The following is an 18448-nucleotide window of genomic DNA, read 5'->3' on the forward strand; positions in this document are numbered from 1 at the left end:
CGGGGACGCTACTCCGTCGAGTCAAAATCCTCTTCCTTGGTGCCGAGCAGCGAGACGAGCGTGCGCAGGCCGGAATCGAGTTGCTCGAGGGTCGGCGGGGCGAGCGCGAGCCGCACCGCGTTCGGTGCGTGACCATGGGCGATGGCGAAGGTCGAGGACGGGGTCAGCGCGATGCCGCGCCGGGCGGCAGCGGCCACGAAAGTCTGCGAGCGCCAGTGTGACGGCAGCGTCAGCCAGAGGTGATAGGAGCGCGGGTCGGCGGCGAGCTGGTAGCCGGCCAGCAGCCGTGCCGCGGTTTGCTGCCGGCGCGCGGCGTCGATGCGTTTGAGCCGCGTCAATTCGGCGACGGTGCCGTCGGCCATCAGCCGTTGCCCGGATGCGAGCGCGTGGCCGGAGGCAATCCAGCCGCCGGTGCGCACCGCGCTCATCACGCTCTCGCGCAAATGCGGCGGCGCGACGAGGATGCCGAGCGCAAGGCCCGGCGCGACCTTCTTGGACAGGCTGTCGAGCACGATGCAGCGGTTCGGTCCGAGCGCGGCCAGCGGCGTGTCGTCGGCGAGGAAGCCGTAGACGGCGTCCTCGATGATGGTGAGATCGAGCTTCTCGGCGACGCGCATGATGTCGGCGCGCCGCGTGGCGTTCATGGTGACGCCGAGCGGGTTCTGGATGATGGGTTGGAGATACAGCGCCGACAGATGCGCTTCGCGATGCGCCTTCTGGATCGCATCGGGCCGCGCGCCGAACTCGTCCATCGGAATCGGGACCAGCGTGATGCCGAGCCGCGCGGCGATGCTCTTGACGTAAGGATAGGTCAGCGCCTCGACGCCGCAGCGTCCGCCCGTTGGCACAAGCGCAGCAAGCGCGGCCGCGAGCGATTGCTTGCCGTTCGCGGTGAAGACGATCTGCTCGGCCTGCGGTGCGAAATCCTTGCGCGCGAGATAGGCGGCGGCCGCATTGCGCGCGCTCTTGGTGCCGGTGCTGGTCGAGACGCGCAACGCCGATTCCAGCGCGTCGACGCGCTCGAGCCCCGCAAGGCTCTTGGCGATCATCGCCCATTGTTGCGGCAATAACGGATAATTGACCTCGAAATCGATCCGAGCGTCGCGCGGCTCGCTCAGCGCCTCGACTTCGCGCCTGATGTCGCCGGAGATGAAGGTGCCGCGGCCGACTTCGCCGACAACGAGGCCGCGGCGGAGCAATTCCGTATAAACCCGGCTCGCGGTCGAGACCGCAATGCCGCGATCATAGGCAAAATTGCGCTGCGGCGGCAGCCGGTCGCCGGGCCTTAACGTGCCGTTAGAGATATCCGAGGCAATTGCATCGGCAAGCTTCACGTACTCGAACTTGGACATTATTGCACCGAGAGCAATGTTTTACTTGCTCCGAGTAGTGTACTGGAGCATTTAAGTTCCATCAAGATCCACGATTGAGCCGAGGTGAGCGAGAGCAATCCGACGGCAAATGAGGTGCAGACGCTTCCAGCGTTTGTGCCAACGGCATCCGCTTCGCCGCGTGGGCAACAGGCCGGAGAAGAAAATGACCACGATCTCGCAAACTGCCGGGCGGAGTTTACGCCCATCCTCGTCGAGCGGATTTTTTGGCACGCTCGTCACTGCCGCCTATGCGCTGTTCGACCGCCTGGAGCGCCGCTCCGCCGTCAAGACGCTGAATGAACTCGACGACCGCGCCCTGCGCGACATCGGGATCAACCGCAGCCAGATCGAGGATGCGGTGTACGGCCAATTCAAGGCCGAGCTGTCGCGGTATCTGTGAGCTTGCTCCCGTGTCCCGGACGCGCTGCAGCGTTCTTACGCTGCGGCGCAGAGCCGGGACCCAGGAGGCCCCGCATTCGCTGCTGCGTGGGCCCCGGCTCTGCAGCGCACCGCTTCGCGCTGCGCCGCGTCCGGGGGCACGAGACCTGAGTTTTCGCGCACATCTGTTTCAACATCGTCATTGCGAGCGCAGCGAAGCAATCCAGAGTCTTTCCGCGGTGGGATTCTGGATTGCTTCGCTGCGCTCGCAATGACGTGGTGATGCCATCGCTCTTTCAAGTCGCATCTTCATTGCAGGCACACCTTCGCATCCTCGCGGCTGATTTCGCCCGAGCTATGCTTCGTCGCGTCACCTCAAAAGAAAGAGGGCGCAGGGAAGACCGGGTGCCGGCCGGGCACCCACGGTCCACTGTGCGAAAGGTGGCAACAAGAATCTGCACAGCGGCATACAGGTGTAGCCAGGACATCCGGCCTTCCCTGCGCAGTGGTTTTACGGCTTATGTCGTGCTCTCCCCGGGGAGCGTTGCACTATTGCCCCCGTCGCCTCGCCGATGACTGATGCGCCTGTCCGGTTGGACAGCGTGCATCACCGCAAGACTTGGCGCACAGACCCCGGGCGCCAGGACCACACGATTTTGCCGTACGCCGATCACACCGGTCGTGCGCGCGACGTCCTCGCTCACGGTTGCCCGCCCTGCGAAACCCTTCGCGCCGATGTGGCCTGCGTCCACCGCCGTCCGGCCCGCGTTCGTGACGATCGCGATACGCCCCTCTTCCTTGGGCCGGAGTGAGGCGATGTATACGCCGTTTCCGAATTTCGGTAAAGTGGAATATTTTTGGCGGCGCGGGTTGACCGGCTTCTCGTGTGTTTTGCCCGACGGGCAACGCAAGGTCTAGTAGCCACGATCTGCTTTCGCTCCATCCGGACGACGAAGCTCTCGTGTCCCGGACGCGCTGCAACGCCCTTGCGTTGCTGCGCAGAGCCGGGACCCAGCAGGCCGCAGCACTCGCTGATGTGTGGGCCCCCGGCTCTGCAGCGCATCACTTCGTGCTGCGCAGCGTCCGGGGCACGAGAGCGGAGGATGCTCCGAGCTCAGTGCCTGACCACCAGCACCGAACACTTGGCGTAGCGCACGACATGTCCCGCGTTGGAGCCGAGGAAATAGGTGCGCATCGCCGGCCTATGCGAGGTCATCACGATCAAATCGGCCTTCATGTGCACGGCTTCCTCCAGGATCTCGTGGTAGATGCCGCCCTGGCGCACCACGCTGGAGATGCGCCCGGCCTCGATGCCGGATTCGCGCGCGACGATGGCGAGGGCTTCCTCCGAGGTCTGGCGCTGCTGTTCGTCGAAATCGGCCGGCACGTATTCGGCCAGCATCACCGGCGTCATCGGCAGCACGTTGAGCAGGCGCACTGTGCCGCTCCAGGTCTGCGACAGCGTTGTCGCGGTCGCGAGCGCCGGCTTGGCGAGATCGGTGTCGGCGAGGTCGATGGGCACGAGGATGGACTTGAACATCTGCGCCTCCAAATCTTCCAGTCAGGACGTCTTGCCGGCACGTCGCGCGATCAACCCGATCGAAGCAACCTTTAGCTATCGAAGCAATTTGGGACTGACGAACAGCACCAGCTTGCCGCGGCGGTAGGCCACGTCCCCCCAATCCTCGACGTCAAAGTCGAAGATCGCAAGCCCCGCGGTGGGCAGGTTGTCAGCGAGCGCCTTGGCGCCGGCCGGATCGCCGCCGCCGGTCAGCATCAGGGCGATCTCGTGCATGCCCGGATTGTGGCCGACCAGCAGCAATTGCTTCGGATCGGCCGGACTGGTTGCAGTGCGAATGGAGTCCAGGATTTGGGCCGGATCGGCGCCGTAGAGTTCCGGCAGGACCTCCACCTGCGGCGCAGCGACGCGGTCCTTCATCGTCTCCCAGGCGATGTCCCAGGTCTGCCGGGCCCGGACGGCGTGCGAGACCAGCACGGCCTCGGGGAAGGGGGGGTGGGTGGCGATCCAGTCGCCGATCTCGGCGGCATCCTTGCGGCCGCGGTCATCGAGCCGGCGGTCCTGGTCACGGCCGCTCGGCGCGTCAGTCTCGGTCTTGGCGTGACGCAGCAGCATCAAACGGCGCATGGCATTCTCGAATCGTTACGCGTCCAGAGTAATCTACAGGCGCCGGTTGAGGACAAGGTGACAAGGGCCCGATCGGTCCATTAAAGAGCATGATCCTTTCGGAAAACCGCTTCACACTTTTCCGGATCATGCTCTAAGAAACGACATGAGCGAGACTTTCACAAGCGTGTCCCAGGAAGAAGCCGGCTTTCGTGAACGTGCGCGACTGTCGTTTGATCTCGACGCCGACATCTGTGTGATCGGGGCGGGGCTTGCCGGGCTCTCCATCGCGCTGGAGGCAGCCCGGCTCGGGGCGAGCGTCGCGGTGCTCGAGGGGCGCCATATCGGCTGGAACGCCTCCGGCAACCAGCTCGGCACCGTGATGCCGGGCTTTGCGCTGCCGCTCGCCGAGCTGATCGAGCGGATCGGCTTCGAGGATGCGCGCGAATTGTGGACGCTGTCGAAGGAGGGTGCCGAATTCGTCCGGGCCAACGCCACCGAGCAGAATATGCCCGGGATTGCCCCGAGCGACGGCGTGCTGGAAGTCTCCAATGTCGACGCCGGCGACCGGCTGATCAGCCGCTTGCAGATGCTGAACGAGGATTTCGATACCGAGGTCGAGGGCTGGCAGGTCGATCGCGTTCGCGAGGCGCTCAAGACCGATCATTACTTCCACGGCGTGTACTATCCCAGGGCGTTCCAGGTCGATGGCCGCAAATACGTGCACGGCCTGGCGGCGCTGGCGCGGCGCGCCGGCGCCCGTATCTTCGAGGATACGCCTGTCGTCAGCATCGACCATTCCGGCATCCGCAAGCGGATCGTGACGCCGTCGGCACGGCTGCGCGCGACGCACATCGTGCTCGCCGGCAACATCCATCTCGGCGCGCCCTTGAAGCGCCTGTCGGAGACGCTGCTGCCGGTCTGGCGCTATGCCGGCATCACTGCGCCGCTCGGCGAGCGCGTGCACGAGATCATCGCCTTCAAGGGATCGGTGATGGATTCTGATGGCGTCGACCATTTCCGCATCGTCGAGGGCGACCGGCTGATGTGGGAAAGCCCGGAGACCACCTGGGCGGCGCGGCCGCAGCGCTTTGCCGGCAGCGTCAGGCGGCGGATCGGATCGATCTTCCCCCAGCTCGGCAATGTCGAGATCACCGACACGTTCGGCGGCGTCACCGGCCAGACCGTGCACGGCATGCCGCAGATCGGCCAGTTGCGCAAAGGCCTGTGGGTGGCGAGCGGGTTCGGCCGCCAGGGCATGAACACCTCGGCCATGGCCGGGCAATTGATCGCGCGCAGCATCCTGTGGGGCGACGAGCGCTGGAAGCTGTTCTCGCCGTTCGAGCTGGTCTGGGCGGGCGGCGCCACGGGGCGTGTCGCGGGCCAATTGGTCGGGGTCTGGGGCAGGGCGAGTTCCGCAGCTGCAGGCTCGCTCGCCCGCTACCGCGAGCGGGCCCGGGTCAAGGACCGGGAACGCGAGGCGCGGCTGGCCGAAGCCAACCGGGCCGCCGGCACCGGTCCGCGCCGTCCACCGCCCGGCGTCCGGCCCCGGCCGGCGGCTGCGCCGGAACATAAGGCTGAGGGCGCGGAGCCGGCCTCCCACGACCAGGGCGTCTCGCAATAAGTTGAGAAAAACTCCGCCCGGAAGTGTAACGTCGGCCGTTAGAGCCCGTATCTCAGAGCGTGGGACTCCCCGCGCACGGAGAATGAGATGTTTGACCGCCGCATCCTGCTAACGACTGTCGCCGGCCTGTTCGGCCTTTCGGCCTTCCGCTGGCTGAGAGGAACACCTGCCGAGGCTGGAGAGAAAGCCGCACAGAAATTCGAGATCGAGAAGACGGACGCCGAGTGGCGCGCCCAGCTCACCCCGCAGCAATATGAAATTCTGCGCAAGGAGGGTACCGAACGGCCGGGCTCCAGCCCGCTGCTCAAGGAACACCGCAAGGGCGTCTTCGCCTGCGCCGGCTGCGACCTGCCGCTGTTTGCGTCCGACACCAAGTTCGAGAGCGGCACGGGGTGGCCGAGCTTCTACCAGCCGATCGAGGGCAATGTCGGCAAGACCGAGGACCGCACCTTTGGCATGCTCCGCACCGAGGTGCATTGCCGGCGCTGCGGCGGCCATCTCGGCCACGTCTTCGACGACGGTCCGAAGCCGACCGGACTACGCTACTGCATCGACGGTTTCGGGCTGGTCTTCCACCCGGCGGCAGCGTCGGCGACGTAGGCTTTGTTGCTGTCATTCCGGAGCGATGCGTGAGCATCGAATCCGGAATCTCGAGGTTCCGGGTTCGGTCCTGCGGACCGCCCCGGAACGACAGGATATCCCGGCAATTGTTGCCGGCCCGGCAATTGTGCCCCGGTCATCCGACCGGGGCCTTCCTATTTAAGTCATTGATTTCATGAGAAGACCCGCATTGGCATAGCCCTTGCGACTGTCTCCTCCGACTGCGGCCATGGTCGACCGGCCGCCGAGATCGGATCTGGAGACAAAGTTATGGGTATCTTCGATGCAATGAACACCTCGGTGGGTGGCCTGCAGGCGCAGTCCTACGCGCTGCAGAACATTTCCGGCAACATCGCGAACTCATCCACCACCGCTTACAAGGGCATCGGCACCAGCTTCGTCGATCTCATTCCGGACGCCTCGGTGCCGAGCAAGCAGGTTGCGGGCGGCGTGACGGCCAATGCGAAGGCCACCATCACCACACAGGGCACGATCTCCGGCTCCAGCGTCGCCACCAACATGGCGATCACCGGCGACGGCTTCTTCTCGATCCAGAAGGCGACCGGCGTCGTCGACAACGCTCCGGTGTTCAGCGGCGTCACCTACTATACCCGCCGCGGCGATTTCCAGCTGAATGCCAACGGCAATCTGGTCAACGGCGCCGGCTATTATCTGATGGGCACCACGGTCGACCCCAAGACCGGCAACCCGACCGGCAACGTCGCCACCGTCCTGAAATTCCAGAACAACTTCATCCCGGCGCAGGCGACGACTTCGATCCAGTACGCCGCGAACCTGCCGAGCGTGCCGAACACGCCGGCGAGCCAGACCGCGGCGAGCAAGACGCTGCTGGCGGCCGGCGGCCTGAACCCGTCGGACTTCATCGCCAATCCGCTCCCTGTGGGCACGCCGCCCGCGCCCTATACCAATGCGATCGCTTCCGGGTCCGCAGCGACCGGCAATATCCGCTCGCCCTATTCGTCGACGAGTGTGACAAGCTCGGTTGCGCTACAGAACAACTCTTCGGCCGCGGCATCGACCGGCACGTCTCTCGACGGCACCGCAACAACTCACCTCGCGTCATCCGTTCTCGGCCTGCTGACCGGGCAGACGCTCTCAATCAATAACCACACGATCACGTTCTCCAGCGCCCCCGACGACGGCAGCGGCAACAGCTTCGTCACCTCCGGCGGCGACAGTACAATCTATCTTGGTTCGGGCTCCTCGGCCAAAGTGTCCGACATCCTGACTGCGATCGACAACGCCGGTGGTACGGGTGTCACCTCTTCGATAAATACCAGCGGCAATATCGTCATCTCGACCGGCACCAGCACCGACGTGACGATCCAGAGCAGCCAGGCAGCCAATGCTCTCGGCCTCAGCAGCACGACACGTGGCGGCAACGTGCTGTCCTCGTCCGCAATCTCGGGCTCCACGGTGCTGAGTGGAGCGGCGACGCCCGGCGGCGCCCAGGTGGTCACGTCGGCCTTCGCGGCCAACGACACCATCACCGTCAACAACCAAGTTTTGACTTTCGTGTCGCCGCCGACGGTTCCCACCTCCTCCGAGATCCTCACAACCGACAACATCGCAGGGCTGCTCCAAAAGATCGACACCATTACCGGTGCAACGGGATCTTCCGTCAGCAGCAGTGGGGTCATCACGATAAACACCGGCACGGCGGGCGATCTGACAATATCCAGCTCCAACAGCGCCGCCTTCGCCGCGATCGGCTTCACTTCAACGATCACCAAGAAGCGCGACGGTGGCGGTACCGCAGGCACCGGCGGTGTCATTGGCGACGACATCGCGACCTTTACCAAGGAGTCGATCAGCGGCGGCGCGGTGACCGCTTACAATGCCGCCGGCACGCCGGTGAACCTGCAACTGCGCTGGGCCAAGACCGACAGCGCATCGCTGGGCAACGGTCATGCCGATAGCTGGAACCTGTTTTACCAGACCGAGCCGAGCGCGAGCGGTTCCACGGTGGGCTGGGTCAACACCGGCCAGACCTTCACCTTCGCGACAGACGGCTCGCTCACCTCGCCGAGCGGCTCGGGCATCACCATCAACAATGTCAGCGTCAGCGGCCAGCAGCTCGGCTCGGTCTCCTTCAACGTCTCCTCGGGTGGGTTGACGCAATATGCCAGCACCAGCGGCGCTGTGACGATCAATACCCTCACCCAGAACGGTTACGCCGCGGGTCAGCTCCGTTCGGTCGCCGTCAACAACAGCGGTCTCGTGGTTGGAACCTTCTCCAACGGCCAGAACCTCGACCTCGCACAGGTATCGCTGTCGCACTTCAACGGCACCAATTACCTGAAGGCGCTCGATGGCGGCGCTTACGCCTCGACCGAACAGTCGGGGCCGGCCATCGACGGTGCTTCCGGCTCCATCAGCGGCTCCTCGCTGGAAGGCTCGAACACCGACATCGCCGACGAATTCACCAAGCTGATCGTGACCCAGCAGGCCTATTCGGCCAACACCAAGGTGATCACGACGGCGAATTCGATGGTGCAGGATCTCCTGAACGTGTTGCGCTGATTTGTGCGTGACGTAACCGAAGGCGGCTAGTCAAAATGGGTTTGAGTTCAGCCCTTGCCAGTGCGATGAGTGGTCTGCGCGCCAACCAGGCCGCGCTCTCGATCGTCTCCTCGAACGTCGCCAATTCGCAGACGCCGGGTTACGTCGTCCAGACGCCGAACCAGATCGAGGTCACCACCGGCGACTTCGGCTCGACGGTGATGACGACCGGCGTCAGCCGGGAGCTCGACACTTACGTGCAGAACCAGCTGCGCACCGAAACCGGTGGCAGCGGCTACGCCGATCAGATGGCCAACATCCTGAAGCAGCTTCAGAATGTCTACGGCAACCCCGGCGGCAGCGGCACGCTCGAAACCGCGCTGAACAATTTCACGACCGCGTTGCAGGCGCTGTCGACCAGCGCGGGATCGTCGTCGGCGCAGACGGTGGCGGTCGGCGCGGCGCAGGCACTGGCACAGCAGCTCAACGTCACTACCAAGGGCATCCAGTCGCTGCGCTCAAACGTCGAGCAGGACCTCGGCACTTCGGCGCAGCAGGCCAACGCCGCAATGCAGAAGGTCGCCGACATCAACACCAAGCTCCAGGGCCTGTCGGCAAACGACCCGTCCGCGGCGACGCTGATGGACCAGCGCGACCAGGCCATCAACACGCTGTCGAAATTCGTCGATGTCCGCGTCACCACGGACGGGTCGAACCAGGCCAACATCTACACCACCACAGGCATCCAGCTCGTCGGCGCCGGGCTGGCCTCGCAGTTCTCCTTCTCGTCGGCCGGTGCCCTGTCGGCAACCGACCAATACAACATCGATCCGGCCAAGTCCGGGGTGGGCGCGTTCACCATCAAGCTTCCGAACGGTTCGTCGCTCGACGTCATCGCCAACAACGTGGTGTCGTCCGGCCAGATCGCGGCCGATCTCAAGCTGCGCGACCAGACGCTGGTGCAGGCGCAGACGCAGATCGACCAGCTCGCCGCCACGATGTCGAGCGCGCTCTCCGACAAGACCACGGCCGGCAGCACCGTCTCCGGCCCGCCGGCCGGTTTCGACATCGACCTTGGCGGTGCGCAGCCGGGCAACACGGTCAACATCACGTATACCGACACGACGACCAACACGCAGAAGCAGATCACGCTCGTCAACGTGACCGATCCGGCGGCGCTGCCGCTTTCGAACGCCACCAACGCCAACCCGTTTCAGATCGGCGTGAATTTCTCCGGCGGCATGAGCGGGATCGCGGCGGCGCTCAACACCGCGCTGCCCGGCGCGCATCTGTCCTTCTCGGCCGCGCCGTCGCCGGCGACGGCGACGACGCTGCGGGTCACCGACGACAACACCGGCCTCGTCAAGGTCAATTCGGCCTCGAGCACCAAGACGATCTCGTCGCTGACCTCGGGCAATCCGCAAATGCCGCTGTTCACCGATGGCGGACAGGCGCTCTACACCGGCGCGATCACCGCGTCGGGCTCGCAGATGACAGGCCTTGCCGGGCGCATCGCCGTCAACACACAGCTGGCCAGCGATCCGACCCGGATGTCGGTGTACAGCACCTCGCCGGTGACGCCGGCCGGTGACACCACGCGCTCGGACTACCTCTATTCGCAGCTGACCAGCGCGGTGTTCTCCTATTCGCCGCAGAGCGGTCTCGGTTCGGCGAGCCAGCCTTTCACCGGCAGCGTCTCGAACTACCTTCAGCAGTTCCTGAGCGTCCAGGGCAATGCCGCGACCCAGGCGACCGCGCTCCAGCAGGGGCAGAGCGTCGTGGTCTCGACGCTGCAGGCCAAGTTCAACTCGACCTCCAGCGTCAATCTGGACTCGGAGATGTCGAACCTGATCCAGCTTCAGAATGCCTACGCCGCCAACGCCCACGTGATGTCGGTGGTGCAGAGCATGATGAATACGTTGATCCAGGCTCAAGTGTAACAAGTAACAGGGCTCTGAAACATGTCGATCAGCAGCATCAATTACTCCTCGTCGGTTCTGGGATCGCAGATCCGCAACATCAACCAGCAGCTCACCGACCTGTCGACGCAGCTCTCGACCGGCAAGCTGTCGCAGAACTATTCCGGCATGGGCACCAACGAGGGCTTCGCGATCGCCGGGCGCTCGCAGCTCTCCAACATCGCCGCCTATACCGACACGATGACGAACGTGAACGTCAACATCAACCTCGCCAACACCGCGCTGCAGTCGCTCACGACCATCCGCAGCACGGTGCAGACCGGCTCCGCCAGCACCGCGCAGGACCTCAACGTCAACGGCCAGACGATCGCGCAGAATACCGCCGCGGCGCAGTTCGGCTCGATGGTCGGCGTTCTCAACACGCAGTCGGGCAACCGCTATCTGTTTTCGGGGACGGCGTTCAACACGCAGTCGGTCGCGGATGCCGGCGACATCATCAACGGCACCACGACGCAGGCGGGCTTCAAGACCGTGCTGGCGGAGCGCCAGGCCGCCGACCTCGGCGCCAACGGCATGGGCCGGCTGGTGCAGACCCAGCCGACGCCGAGCTCGGTTCAGGTGTCCGAAGACGTCGCGGGATCGCCGTTCGGGCTCAAGATATCTGCGGTGTCCTCGACGCTGACGGGCGCGACCGTCACCGGCCCCAGCGGCTCGCCGGTGTCGTTTTCGGTCGACCTCAACGGCGTCAACCCCAACAACGGCGACAAGCTGAGCGTCCAGTTCACGTTGCCGGACGGCACGACCGAGCAGATCGACCTGACCGCATCGTCGGCCACGCCGACACCGCTCGGCAGCTTTGCGATCGACGCGAGCGTCCCGGTCAACCCGAACAACACCGCCACGAATCTCAACACCGCGCTGAACACCGCGATCACGAAGCTCGCCAACACCTCGCTGGTGGCGGCATCCGCCGTGACCGCGGGTGACAATTTCTTCAACACCGCGAGTTCCGCGATCGGCACGCCGGTCAACAACCAGGCGGCGACGCCGGCGCCCGTCACCGCCGCGACGGCGCTGTCCGGCGCGAGCCCCTCGGACTCGATCTCGCCCGGCTTCGTCGCCGGCGACAGCATCACCGTGAACGGCACCACGCTGACCTTCGTCGCCTCGGGCGCGACCGGCAATCAGCTCAATGTCGGCGACAGCATCCAGACGCTGATGAGCAAGATCGACGCGATCACCGGCACGTCGAAGCCCTCGACCGTGCATGGCGGCTCGATCACGATCAACACGGACGATGCCGCGAGCCTCAATATCACGACCTCGAACACGGGCGCGCTGAGCGCGCTCGGCTTCGGCGCGACGCCGGTGACGGCGACGCAGCCGCCGCTGCGCGTCGGCTCGTCGCCGGCGAGTTCGGCGACGACGCTGGTCAACGGCTCGGCCAACACCGTGAAATGGTACACCGGCAATGACGGGCCCGGCTCGCCGCGCTCGACCGCGGTGGCGCGGGTCGACGATTCCGTCACGGTGCAGTACGGCGCGCAGGCCGACGAGGATGCGATCCGCAAGCAGTTGCAGGCCATCGCCGTGTTCGGGACGTTCTCGACCTCGCCGACCGGGCAGTATGCGGGCGGGCAGGTGGCTGCGCTCAGCCTGCGCACGACCCAGGCGCTGACGTCGCAGCCCGGGCAGCAGAAGATCGAGGACATCCAGACCGACATCGCGATGGCCCAGAACACGATGAAGGACGCGAGCACACGCCAGACCCAGGCCAAGGCGCAGCTCCAGTCCATCATCGACCAGGCGGAATCGGCGCCGCAGGACCAGGTGGCGAGCGAGATCCTGTCGCTCCAGAACGCGCTCCAGGCCTCCTACCAGGTGACTTCGAACCTTGCGCAGCTCTCGCTCGTCAAGTTCCTGTAGGGATGCGTTAAGGCGCCGTTAACCATGCCTCTTTACCTCTTGGTGAGGATTGGAGCGGGGCGGAGCTTTCGATGTCGGACAAGATGCAACTCGTGGTGGCCACGCCGTGCTTCGGCGGGCAGGTGTCGAGCATCTATGCGAGCTCGATTTTCGCGCTCCAGCGTGCCGTGCACGGCATGTCCAATCTCGAGCTCAAGGTGCACTTGCGCGACGGCGATGCGCTAATCACGCGCGCGCGGGCCAATCTGGCCGCGATGTTCCTGGACGATCCCAAGGCGACGCATTTCCTGTTCATCGATGCCGACATCGGGTTCAAGCCCGAGCAGGTGTTCCGGCTGATCGAATGCGGCGCGGATGTCGTCGCCGGCTGCTATCCGATCAAGCGGGTCAACTGGGACAAGGCAAAGCGGGCAGTCCAGTCCGGCCGCGCCGACGTGGCGGCCGCCTCGCTCGACTACGTGCTCGAGATCGAGGATCCCGACCGCATCGTGGTGGTCAACGGTTTTACCCGCGTGCGTTATGCCGGGACCGGCTTTCTGATGATCCGGCGTCACGTGCTGGAGGCAATGTGTCGCCATCCCGACTATGCGGCCTTGCAATTCTTCCGCGAGCACTCGCACGACACGCTGGCGGCGAGCCAGAACCGGTTCGCGCTGTTCGAATGCATGATCGATCCGGCGACGGGCACCTACCTCTCCGAGGACTTCGCCTTCTGCAAGCGCTGGACCGATATCGGCGGAGAGATCTGGGCCGACATCCAGAGCTCGCTCGATCACGTCGGGCCCTCGGTGTTCCACGGCGACATCGCCTCGCAATTCGCGCCGGCGCCCGTGGCGGCCGCGGCCGACGCTGCGTGAGCCGTCCGGGATGAGCAACGGCGCATCCCATCCGACAGTCCTGGAGCGCGCATCCGACGGCGGCTCGCGCTACCGCCTGCGCGATCTCTTCACGCCGCTGGATACGCTCTTGGTCTCCGGCGGAGACCAGCGGCTGGCGCTCGATCCGGACGACCGCGTCAACGCCTATGGCTGTGCGGCCTCGCCGGAGCCCGAGACCTGGAATTTCGCCTCGTCGACCGCGTCCACGATCTCGCAGGCGGCTTACGACCGCGCGGCGCTGGCGCGCGAAGAGCTGATGCACAAATGCCTGTTCGACGAGGTCGAAATCGCCTTCGATGCGCGCTGCGAGGACATGCGCGAGGAGCTGCGCGGACATCTCCAGATCTCGCCGCGCGTCGACATCGTGTTCTCGCCGTCCGGCACCGATTCCCAGCTTCACGCCTTGTTCCTGGCGCGCGCGGTGCTTGGCGCGCGGCCGGTGACGATCGTGGTCGGTACCGACCAGACCGGCAGCGGGACCAGCCACACTGCGCGCGGGCACCATTTCAGTACGATGACGGCAAGCGGCTTTGTGGTCCGCAAGGATGGCGAGGTCGCGGGTCTCGCTGGCGACAGTATTGCGGTGCCGCTGCTCGATGCCGCGCCCGACATCACCATGCGCGCGGATGCAGATGCAGCCGTAATGCGTGCGGTCGAGAACAGCCTCGCGCAAGGCCGGTGCGTTCTTCTGCACATCATGGATTCGTCAAAACTCGGCTGGCGCGCGCCGAGTGCTGCCTGCCTCGATGAGATCGCGCGGCGCTGGCCGCGCAAGGTTCAGGTGGTCGTCGATGCCTGCCAGGCGCGGCTCGGCCGCCGGCGGCTGCGCTCTTATCTCGATCGCGGCTACATGGTGCTGATGACCGGCTCGAAATTCTTCGGCGGGCCGGCCTTCAGCGGTGCGCTGCTGGTGCCGAAAGGCCTGTCGCGATCGATCGATCGGATTGGCGCGATTGCGCCGGGCATCTTCGATTATGCCGGTCGCTGCGACTGGCCGGTGGCCTGGACGGCGTTGCGCTCGCGCTTCGAGCGCCGGCCGAATTTCGGGCAATGGTTGCGCTGGGAAGCGGCGCTTGCGGAAATCGGCAGCTACTATTCCGTGCCCGGTGCATTTCGCACCCAGGCGCTGGCCGGGCTTGCAGCCGGCATCGACAGCATGATCGCGCTCTCGCCGTCGCTTCGTCCCATTCCGCGCGCATGCGAGACGACCGGAGCGGACGACGAGGAATTCGCGGCAACCACGATCTTTCCGTTCACGCTGCTGCGCGGCGGCAAGCCGATCTCGATCGCCGAGACCGGCGCCGTTCACCGGGCGCTGTCGCGCGACATGAACGAAGAGATCAGCGGCAGCGCAGCGGACCGGCAGGTTGCCGCACAACGCTGCCTGGTCGGCCAGCCGGTCCGGCTGGAGCGGCAGGACGATGCACCGCAGGCCGCGCTGCGCCTCTGCGTGGGCGCGCGGCTCGTCACCGAAGCCTGGTCGGCGGACGCCGCGCAGGCGCAACGCAATTTGCAGCACATCCTCGATCGTATCGCCCATGCCGTGGTGAAGATCGAGCTGCTGCTTGACCGTGCCGCGACTGCGCCGGCAAAGTCTGTGCTCGAGGTCTAAGATGCAGCATTCCGTTTCCACGCCGAACTATTCCGACCGCATCGGCTTTGCGCAATTGACGCGCCGGGCCTTCGAAGGCGGCGACCTGCATCCGTTGCGCGAGCATCTTCTGGCGCGGATCGCGGAGGGAACGGCGGAGGCGGGCGAGGGCCTGGATCTGTCGCTGATTGCCCAGCTTCTCGGCGAGAAGGAGGCCGGGCTCGTGATCCAGACCGAGGTGCTCGCCTTCCATCAATTGTTTCGCACGCCCTGCGCGGTTCCGAAACCCCGCCTGCGCGTGCTCGCGCTCGCGGCCGATATCGACATGGGCGGCAACACCCCGATCGAATTCCTGCTCGAAGGCTCCGACATCGAGCTGCTGACGCTTTATGTCATCAAGGGCGTCGGCTTGCCCGAGACGTTGCCTGATCACGACGTCGCCATCGTGGTCGCCTCCGATTCCGACGAGTGCCGCGAGACGCTCGCCGTGATCGCACAGGCTGCACCGCGCTGGCCGCGGCCGCTGCTCAACCGCCCCGAGCTGATCGGCAATCTCGATCGCGACAAGCTGTTTCGGTTGCTGGCTGGCATCTCCGGTCTCGACATTCCCGTGACCGCGCACGCGGCGCGCGCGCAATTGTTCGACCTTTCGGAAGGAAAGATCGCTTGCGAGAGCATCACGGGCGAATTGCGCTTTCCGATGATCGTGCGGCCGCGCGGTACGCATGCCGGCGTCGGGCTCGCGAAGATCGACGATGCCGCGGCGCTCAAAGCCTATCTCGCTGAACGGCAGGAGCAGGATTTCTTCGTCGCGCGCTTCGTCAACTATGCGAGCGCCGATGGGCTTTACCGCAAATACCGCCTCACCATGGTCGACGGCAAGCCTTACGCCTGCCACATGGCGATCGCCGACCGCTGGGACATCTGGTATCTCAACGCCTACATGGCGTTCAGCGAAGAGAAGCGAGCTGAAGAAGCCACCTGGATGCAGGACTTCGATAGCGCCTTTGCCGCGCGTCATCGCGGAGCGCTCGACGAGATGAGCAGGCGTGTCGGCCTCGACTATTTCATCGTCGATTGCGCCGAGAACCGTGACGGCGAGCTGCTGGTGTTCGAGGCCGACAACACCGCCGTCGTGCACAACATGGATCCGCCGTCGGTGTTTCCCTACAAGCCGCCGCAGATGCGCAAGATCTTTGCCGCCTTCACCGCGATGCTGTCGCGGCACGCAAAGGCGAGCGAGGAGAGTGCGGCATGAACGAGATCATCCGTAACACGCAAAGCTCCGTCACCCACAGCTCGCTTGATCCGCAGGACTGGAGCGCGTTTCGCGCGCTCGCCCATCGCATGCTGGACGAAGCGATCGACGGCATCGCCAATATTCGTGCGCGCCCGGTGTGGCAGCCGATCCCCGAGGACGTCCGCGCAGCCATCAAGTGCGACGTGCCGCGCGAGGCCAGCGATCTTGCCGATGTCTACCGCGAATTCGCCGAGCATGTCGCACCCTACGCGACCGGCAACGTCCATCCCGGCTTCATGGGCTGGGTGCATGGCGGCGGCACTGCGGTCGGTATGGTCGCGGAAATGCTCGCAGCGGGCCTCAACGCCAATCTCGGTGGTCGCGACCATATGCCGATCGAGGTCGAGCGCCAGATCGTCGACTGGATGCGCCGCCTGTTCGCCTTCCCGGAAAGCGCCAGCGGCATCTTCGTCACGGGCACCTCGATGGCCAATCTGATGGCGGTGCTGGTGGCGCGCACGGCTGCGCTCGGCACGCTGGCACGACAGCACGGCATCGGCAATGACGGTGCGCTGCTCACCGCTTACACATCGCGGGCTGCGCATGGTTGCGTCTCGCGGGCGATGGACATTGCCGGGCTCGGCACCGATGCGCTGCGCAAGATCGATGTCGATGCGGATCATCGGATCGACGTCGCCGCGCTGCGCGCGCAGATCGCTGTCGATCGCGAGGTCGGCTTCAAGCCGTTCCTCGTCGTCGCCTCCGCCGGCACGGTCGATATCGGCGCGATTGACGATCTCAAGGCTATCGCCGCGCTGTGCCGAGAGGAAGGAATCTGGTTTCACGTCGACGGTGCTTTCGGCGCGCTGGCAATTCTTTCACCCGAGCTCGCGCCGCTGCTCGGGGGGATCGAGCTTGCCGATTCCATTGCGCTCGATTTCCACAAATGGGGACAGGTGCCCTACGATGCCGGCTTCCTGCTGGTGCGCGACGGCGAGCAGCATCGGCAGGCCTTTGCCCAGCCGGCGGCCTATCTGAGCCGCGAGGCGAGGGGGCTTGCAGCGGGTGCGGTCTGGCCCTGCGATCTCGGCCCCGACCTGTCGCGCGGCTTCCGCGCGTTGAAGACCTGGTTCACGCTGAAGACATTCGGCACCGATCGGCTGGGTGCGGTGATCGCGCGCAGCTGCGCGCTGGCCAAATATCTGGAAGTGCGCGTGCTGGCCGAGCCGCGGCTGGAATTGCTGGCACCGGTGAACCTCAACATCGTCTGCTTCCGCTATCGCGCCGGTGACGCGGTCAATCGCGAGATCGTCGCCGACGTGCAGGAGTCCGGCATCGCGGCGCCGTCGAGCACTACGCTCGATGGCAAATTTGCGATCCGAGCCGCGATCGTCAATCATCGCACCGAGGAGACTGATATCGATGCGCTGGTCGCGGCCGTGCTGGAGTTCGGCGGACGGCGCAGCGGCGGCGTGATCGAGGTCGAGGCCCCGCCGCTCGCGGCGCAGTGACGTCAGGGATAAAGCAAAAAACGCCCCGGACCTGGTCCGGGGCGTTTTCGTTTCAGGTGTTGGAAAGCGCTCAGGCGGCCGAGCTGACGTCGTCCTTGACCTCATCCTTGGGATGGGTCGCCTCGAACTGCTCACGCAGCTTGTCTTCATAGGCGATCAGCTTGCGGGCGTCCTTCAGCGCCCGGTAGAGATCGCCGCTCATGATGTTGTTGTTGATGCTTTCGATGATCGGCCAGGCGCTCGGCACGGCGGTGATGATGTCGCGCACCAGGTTGAAGTAGGTGCCGTGCTGGCTCTGCGGATCCGGCGAGATGTACATCAGCTGCACCGCCAGATAGACGAGCTTGGCGGGCGTATCGGCGGTCTCGGGCGTCAGGATGTCGCGCTCGCGCAGGATCGGCACGTTCTCGCCGTCGATCAGAAGGCGGGCGCGCTGGTCGGTGTTGGTTATCACGCAGTTACCGACGATGATGCGTTCGTGCGGTCTCAGCTCGACCTTGAGGGCCATGCCTGTTCTCCATCAACGCTTTCGTAACCGAGCGTGTGTTGCGGCGGATCAGGGCGCAATACTCCCTCAAGACTAGTTAACGAGTTGTAAATCCCGGGGCTTCGGGCGAAAAATCCCAATCATTTCAATAGCGAAATTGTGCGGCAGCGCAGCGGCAGAAGGCGTTTGCCTTCCGAATCATCCCGCGACTCAGCAAAAGCCCCGTTTTCATTTCATGCTTCGTTAGATTCTCGGCGCCACGGTCCGCCGGTC

At 65.0% G+C, this 18448-nt stretch carries 14 protein-coding genes; 10 read left to right on the forward strand and 4 right to left on the reverse strand.

The genetic code is table 11. The annotated features are described in order from the left end of the window. Positions 1 to 8: 8 nt before the first annotated feature. The gene (locus AC1RR3_RS10550; protein WP_492822114.1) at positions 9 to 1352 is read right to left on the reverse strand and encodes an aminotransferase-like domain-containing protein; all 1344 of its coding nucleotides are present in this window, start codon (positions 1350 to 1352) and stop codon (positions 9 to 11) included. 184 nt (positions 1353 to 1536) lie between these two features. On the opposite strand from AC1RR3_RS10550, the gene AC1RR3_RS10555 reads away from it, so the two are divergent. Next, entirely contained in the window at positions 1537 to 1773 is a 237-nt protein-coding gene (locus AC1RR3_RS10555; protein WP_212342935.1) for a DUF1127 domain-containing protein, read from the forward strand. Between the two features lie 1092 nt (positions 1774 to 2865). On the opposite strand, the gene AC1RR3_RS10560 is transcribed toward AC1RR3_RS10555, so the two are convergent. Then, complete coding sequence (locus AC1RR3_RS10560) at positions 2866 to 3291, reverse strand: universal stress protein (RefSeq protein WP_492822117.1); 426 nt, start codon at positions 3289 to 3291, stop codon at positions 2866 to 2868. A 75-nt stretch (positions 3292 to 3366) separates the two neighbouring features. After that, positions 3367 to 3897: a SixA phosphatase family protein gene (locus tag AC1RR3_RS10565; protein WP_492822119.1), complete on the reverse strand. Its 531-nt coding sequence runs from the start codon at positions 3895 to 3897 to the stop codon at positions 3367 to 3369. Between the two features lie 145 nt (positions 3898 to 4042). On the opposite strand from AC1RR3_RS10565, the gene AC1RR3_RS10570 reads away from it, so the two are divergent. From AC1RR3_RS10570 to AC1RR3_RS10610, 9 genes are all read left to right on the forward strand, one after another. Beyond that, positions 4043 to 5500 (forward strand): NAD(P)/FAD-dependent oxidoreductase, encoded by a 1458-nt coding sequence (locus AC1RR3_RS10570; protein ID WP_492822121.1) that lies wholly within the window; start codon positions 4043 to 4045, stop codon positions 5498 to 5500. A gap of 87 nt (positions 5501 to 5587) precedes the next feature. Further along, a complete protein-coding gene (gene msrB / locus AC1RR3_RS10575) occupies positions 5588 to 6100 on the forward strand; it encodes a peptide-methionine (R)-S-oxide reductase MsrB (RefSeq protein ID WP_492822123.1) in 513 nt (170 codons plus the stop codon). 270 nt (positions 6101 to 6370) lie between these two features. Then, complete coding sequence (locus AC1RR3_RS10580) at positions 6371 to 8644, forward strand: flagellar hook-basal body complex protein (protein ID WP_492822125.1); 2274 nt, start codon at positions 6371 to 6373, stop codon at positions 8642 to 8644. Positions 8645 to 8679: 35 nt separating this feature from the next. Then, a complete protein-coding gene (gene flgK, locus AC1RR3_RS10585) occupies positions 8680 to 10563 on the forward strand; it encodes a flagellar hook-associated protein FlgK (RefSeq protein WP_492822127.1) in 1884 nt (627 codons plus the stop codon). Between the two features lie 21 nt (positions 10564 to 10584). Beyond that, a complete protein-coding gene (locus AC1RR3_RS10590; protein WP_492822129.1) occupies positions 10585 to 12468 on the forward strand; it encodes a flagellar protein in 1884 nt (627 codons plus the stop codon). 71 nt (positions 12469 to 12539) lie between these two features. Beyond that, entirely contained in the window at positions 12540 to 13325 is a 786-nt protein-coding gene (locus AC1RR3_RS10595) for a hypothetical protein (RefSeq protein ID WP_492822131.1), read from the forward strand. A 10-nt stretch (positions 13326 to 13335) separates the two neighbouring features. Beyond that, positions 13336 to 14958 carry a hypothetical protein gene (locus tag AC1RR3_RS10600; RefSeq protein ID WP_492822133.1) on the forward strand — a complete coding sequence of 541 codons (1623 nt, stop codon included), beginning with the start codon at positions 13336 to 13338 and terminating at the stop codon, positions 14956 to 14958. Between the two features lies 1 nt (position 14959). Next, a complete protein-coding gene (locus tag AC1RR3_RS10605) occupies positions 14960 to 16195 on the forward strand; it encodes an ATP-grasp domain-containing protein (protein WP_492822135.1) in 1236 nt (411 codons plus the stop codon). Beyond that, complete coding sequence (locus AC1RR3_RS10610) at positions 16192 to 17688, forward strand: pyridoxal phosphate-dependent decarboxylase family protein (RefSeq protein WP_492822137.1); 1497 nt, start codon at positions 16192 to 16194, stop codon at positions 17686 to 17688. Before AC1RR3_RS10605 ends, AC1RR3_RS10610 begins: the two co-directional genes overlap by 4 nt. A gap of 70 nt (positions 17689 to 17758) precedes the next feature. Here the strand turns inward: AC1RR3_RS10610 and flbT are convergent, their stop codons facing one another. Then, positions 17759 to 18196: a flagellar biosynthesis repressor FlbT gene (gene flbT / locus AC1RR3_RS10615; RefSeq protein WP_492822139.1), complete on the reverse strand. Its 438-nt coding sequence runs from the start codon at positions 18194 to 18196 to the stop codon at positions 17759 to 17761. Positions 18197 to 18448: the final 252 nt, after the last annotated feature.

Source organism: Bradyrhizobium sp. GW821-FHT13H05 (assembly GCF_058804065.1).